Source organism: Alkalibacterium sp. s-m-28 (genome assembly GCF_054658175.1).
Genome location: NZ_BAAGIQ010000129.1, coordinates 1 through 4,245, shown reverse-complemented (window position 1 = coordinate 4,245; position 4,245 = coordinate 1). Strand labels below are relative to the sequence as shown.

Genomic DNA, 4,245 nt, shown 5'->3' with positions numbered 1-4,245 from the left:
GCAATGAGATGCCCTCACCTTGAGGCTTGAACAAAACAGAAATGGACTGCGTTCGTACAAGCACTCAAGAATCCCACCCGTCAAACCGAAAGGTTCGGGCTTGCGGCTTTAGCCGTGGGAGTCTCAAGTCACGATCAACTTCATGAGAATGACGGGTAGCAGTACCGTCCAAGGCAATATGAACCATAATGGTGTTTATTCAAATGACAGGGCACACGCACACCTCACCATATCCAGAAATGGGTTCTCGCGTACAACTGATCACCGAGACCTTTTTACAACGTTTAATGTTCGAGGGAATACGCACGGTACCCGTCATCAGTTCAACACCTATGCCCGCTCGGCGAATGGTCGAAACCATGGGTATGTGGCTAGTGGTAAATTCCTAAATGTGGATGGTGTGGTGCCGACCGATCATGGTGCAACGGTATTTAATGCCCGTTACGTCAACGGGAATGACCACTGGATCCGACCGGGAGACAACATCGTTGTTGAAGCACAAGGATATGATAGAGATTCGCGAATGAGACAATCCAACATACGTCTTTTTAGTAATGGACACGACAATCGCGCGCGTCATTTTTGGACATTGGGCCAAGGTACGGATCAATACCAGCGTACGGGTGATACAACGACCATTACGGGCGGAAGAGTCGATAACTGGGGCTGGACAACACGTTATCACTTTAATGTAAGCGTCAATAGCAACGCGGGGAATCGAACCATCAATATAGAGACACTCCACGGCGATAATGTGGGACATGGTACAGGATGGACAACATCTAATCAACGCATCCGAACAGATGCCACAGCGCCAACCATTTCAGCAAACCCGGCGTCAAGTGCATGGGGTAATAGCAATGTAACCGTTGCTTTGACACATGCGGATGCTGAATCAGGGATTGCGACGAGACAATTTGCATGGTCAACATCGACAGTCACACCGACAAACTGGACAAATTACAGCGGTCCCGTTACGTAGTCAACACAGGGAACATGGTACTTACATGCACGCGCTGTAGATAACGTGGGACGTGTCACAACTGAGCGTTTTGGCCCGTACCGTATTGATAATACCGCACCTGATGGCACGATCACAGGTAATCCGACAAGCTGGACAAACCAGAATGCGACACTAACATTCAATGCAACAGATACCGGTGGTTCAGGTGTTAGACGTGTAAGAATTGCGGGCGGAACATGGGTGAATGGGTCAACAACGACTCAAACCGCAGCCGCAAATGGAACCTACAGTTTTGAGGTAGAAGACCATGCTGGGAATACACGTACAGTAAGTGCAAATGTGACGCGTATTGATAATACCGCACCTGATGGCACGATTACAGGTAACCCAATCGCATGGCAGAATACAAACGCAACCTTAACGTTTAATGCAACAGATACCGGTGGCTCAGGTGTGAGACGTGTAAGAATTGCGGGTGGCACATGGGTGAATGGGTCAACAACGACTCAAATAGCAACAGAAAATGGAACCTATTCATTTGAAGTAGAAGACCATGCCGGGAACACACGAACCGTGTCAGCGACGGTTAACCGTATAGATAAAGCTGTACCAAGTGGTTCGATTTCTCAGACGCCGACAGGTTGGACAAATCAGAATGTCACCTTGACGTTTAATGTGACGGATACCGGTGGTTCAGGTGTCAGACGAGTAAGGCAATCGGGCGGCACATGGGTGAATGGCTCGACAACGACTCAAACAGTCACGTCAAACGGCACCTATTCCTTTGAAGTAGAAGACCATGCTGGGAACACGTCAACACGGTCTCATACCGTAACAAATATTGATAAAATTTTACCCAATGCAAGCAGTACGCAATCACCAACAGCGTGGACGAATGGGAATGTCGATATTACATGGAATGCAAGTGCAACCGGTAGCCCATTAAGTCGTATTAGAACACATAACGGGTCAACATGGGGTGCATGGTCAGCTGTTAGTGGGACAACGTCATCAACGGTTCAAACCGTCACATCAAATGGCATTGTGTTACGTAAGTAAGGAGAGATGGCGATGGAAGATAAAGACCGAAACAGAGCATTAGAAAAACCGAGTCATCCGGATAAGGAACCCAAATGGTACACATGGTCGATGACCGTGTCCTTGATTGTTATAGGGTTAGGGGCGCTTTTGCTGTTATGGAGCGCCTATTCAAACGCGGACGATGTAGAACAGGAGTCCGAAGAGGTGTCATGGGGTGCACCTAGAGATATCCCGTATGAAAATAGTGATACATCTATACGGGTTGTTAGCTAAGAGAACTCGTATAGAAGACGATGGTGGCGCGTAGACAATGCAAAAACCACCGACACATTCAGGGGGCAAGTGTACACATTCACCTTGACGCTCCAGTTGAACACGCGTAACAAACCCTGCATATAGATGCGGGGTTTTTGTTTGCTTTATTGTTACAGTCAGGTATCAAACATTACACGCTAACCGTCTATTCAAACGGTTCTGAGCACGGTATAATAGGGTTAATGTGGTGACGCTCACACTAAATTTAGCGTGATAACAAACATAAAACATAAATGGATATATAGGAGTGATACGAATGGTAAAATCAGTTTTCTCTAAACACGCGGTGAACAAATCGTCGCGTTATAAAAAAGTAGCGACCCGGTCCTCAAGTGTGTTGGCTAGTGTGATTGTATTGACAGGATTTGCAGGTTCGGTATCGGCCGAGTCGATTGAACAAGATTCTGTCGAATTGACGCAGTTATATGAACACTATACAGCGTTACAATCAGCCCACGACTCGGATCATACATATGATGACAACGAGACATCCGATTACCTAAATGAATTACAGGCAATCAAAGATCAATTAATTCAGTTGATTGAAGATTCCGGTGGCGAAAGTATTTTTGAGCAAGTGGACCGTGACCGATTATCGGTTGATCAATTGGATACGATTTTTAATGCATTACTTGGTCGAGTAGATAGTGACGTAGACGATGCAGAAGCTGATGAAATTGTTGATGCAATCGAAGACGTTGAACCAGAAGCAGAAGAAGTGGTTGTTGAAGCTGAACCAGAAGCAGAAGAAGTGGTTGTTGAAGCTGAACCAGAAGCAGAAGAAGTGGTTGTTGAAGCTGAACCAGAAGCAGAAGAAGTGGTTGTTGAAGCAGAACCAAAAGCAGAAGAAAATGTGGTTGTTGAAGAGGCTGCCAATACAAAAGACACGACTGAAACGCCGTCAGTGCGCACGTTCTCGCTTACGACCGCAACACAAAGCGCAAACCCTACGGCCAACGCGACCGCAACACAAAGCGCAAACCCTACGGTCAACGCGACCGCAAACCCTACGGCCAACGCGACCGCAAACCCTACGGCCAACGCGACGTTCCATGTGGTTCGCTCAGGTGACACACTCGCACGTATTGCACAAACGTATGGGACAACGGTGTCTAATATTGCACAATTGAATAATATCCAAAACGTTAACCACATTGTCGTAGGTCAACGTTTGACGATACGTGAGGGTGCCGAGTCCGTCACCAACGCGCTAGCAACGCCGGTGAGACAAACACATGCAGAGTTTATCGATATGATCGCGGGTCCCTCACAGCGCGTGGCTAAGGAATTTAATTTGTATGCGTCGGTCATGATTGCACAAGCGGCCTTAGAATCCGGCTTTGGGCGTAGTGGATTATCCAGAGGACCTAACTACAACTTGTTTGGCATAAAAGGCCGATACCAAGGGGCATACGTTGCGTTACCTACAAGAGAATACATTCCCGCACAAGGCGGATGGATTACGGTTACTGAGCGCTTCAGACGGTACCCGAATATTGAAGCCTCCCTTAGAGACTACGGGAGATTGCTCCGAAATGGTTTGAGTTGGAACAGCGAATTTTATTCCGGCACATGGGTTGAAAACACAACCAGCTACCGTGATGCGACGGCATGGTTACAAGGGCGATTCGCAACCGATCCAATGTATGCCAGCAAATTGAATAACATCATTGCATTATATGATTTAACACGTTTCGATACACATGTGACACATGTGTCCGAAGCACGGGTAACACCAACACCAACACCGGTTTCAAACCAAACGACCCATACGGTTGTACGTGGGGACACTTTGTCGCATATTGCCGTTGCAAACAATACAACGGTAGCTAACTTAAGACGGTTGAACAATCTAAGCAGTGACGTGATTCAAATTGGTCAACGATTGGTTGTGGGTGGAGCACAGGCAACACCAGCGCCAACAC

General features: G+C 47.2%; 4 protein-coding genes. All 4 read left to right on the top strand.

Going from position 1 to position 4,245, the window contains the following annotated elements; genetic code table 11:
- Nucleotides 1–142: 142 nt before the first annotated feature.
- Nucleotides 143–982 (top strand): hypothetical protein, encoded by an 840-nt coding sequence (locus tag ACYQ4S_RS11020; protein WP_459771157.1) that lies wholly within the window; start codon nt 143–145, stop codon nt 980–982.
- Nucleotides 983–1,027: 45 nt separating this feature from the next.
- A complete protein-coding gene (locus ACYQ4S_RS11015) occupies nt 1,028–2,023 on the top strand; it encodes a hypothetical protein (RefSeq protein WP_459771155.1) in 996 nt (331 codons plus the stop codon).
- Between the two features lie 12 nt (nt 2,024–2,035).
- A complete protein-coding gene (locus ACYQ4S_RS11010; RefSeq protein WP_459771153.1) occupies nt 2,036–2,278 on the top strand; it encodes a hypothetical protein in 243 nt (80 codons plus the stop codon).
- A 619-nt stretch (nt 2,279–2,897) separates the two neighbouring features.
- The coding region (locus tag ACYQ4S_RS11005) for a LysM peptidoglycan-binding domain-containing protein (RefSeq protein WP_459771151.1) at nt 2,898–4,245 on the top strand (1,348 nt) is incomplete at its 3' end.

Coding starts and splice junctions, on each gene's coding strand:
- ACYQ4S_RS11020 (WP_459771157.1), top strand. CDS start 143: ATGAGAATGACGGGTAGCAGTACCGTCCAAGGCAATATGAACCATAAT.
- ACYQ4S_RS11010 (WP_459771153.1), top strand. CDS start 2,036: ATGGAAGATAAAGACCGAAACAGAGCATTAGAAAAACCGAGTCATCCG.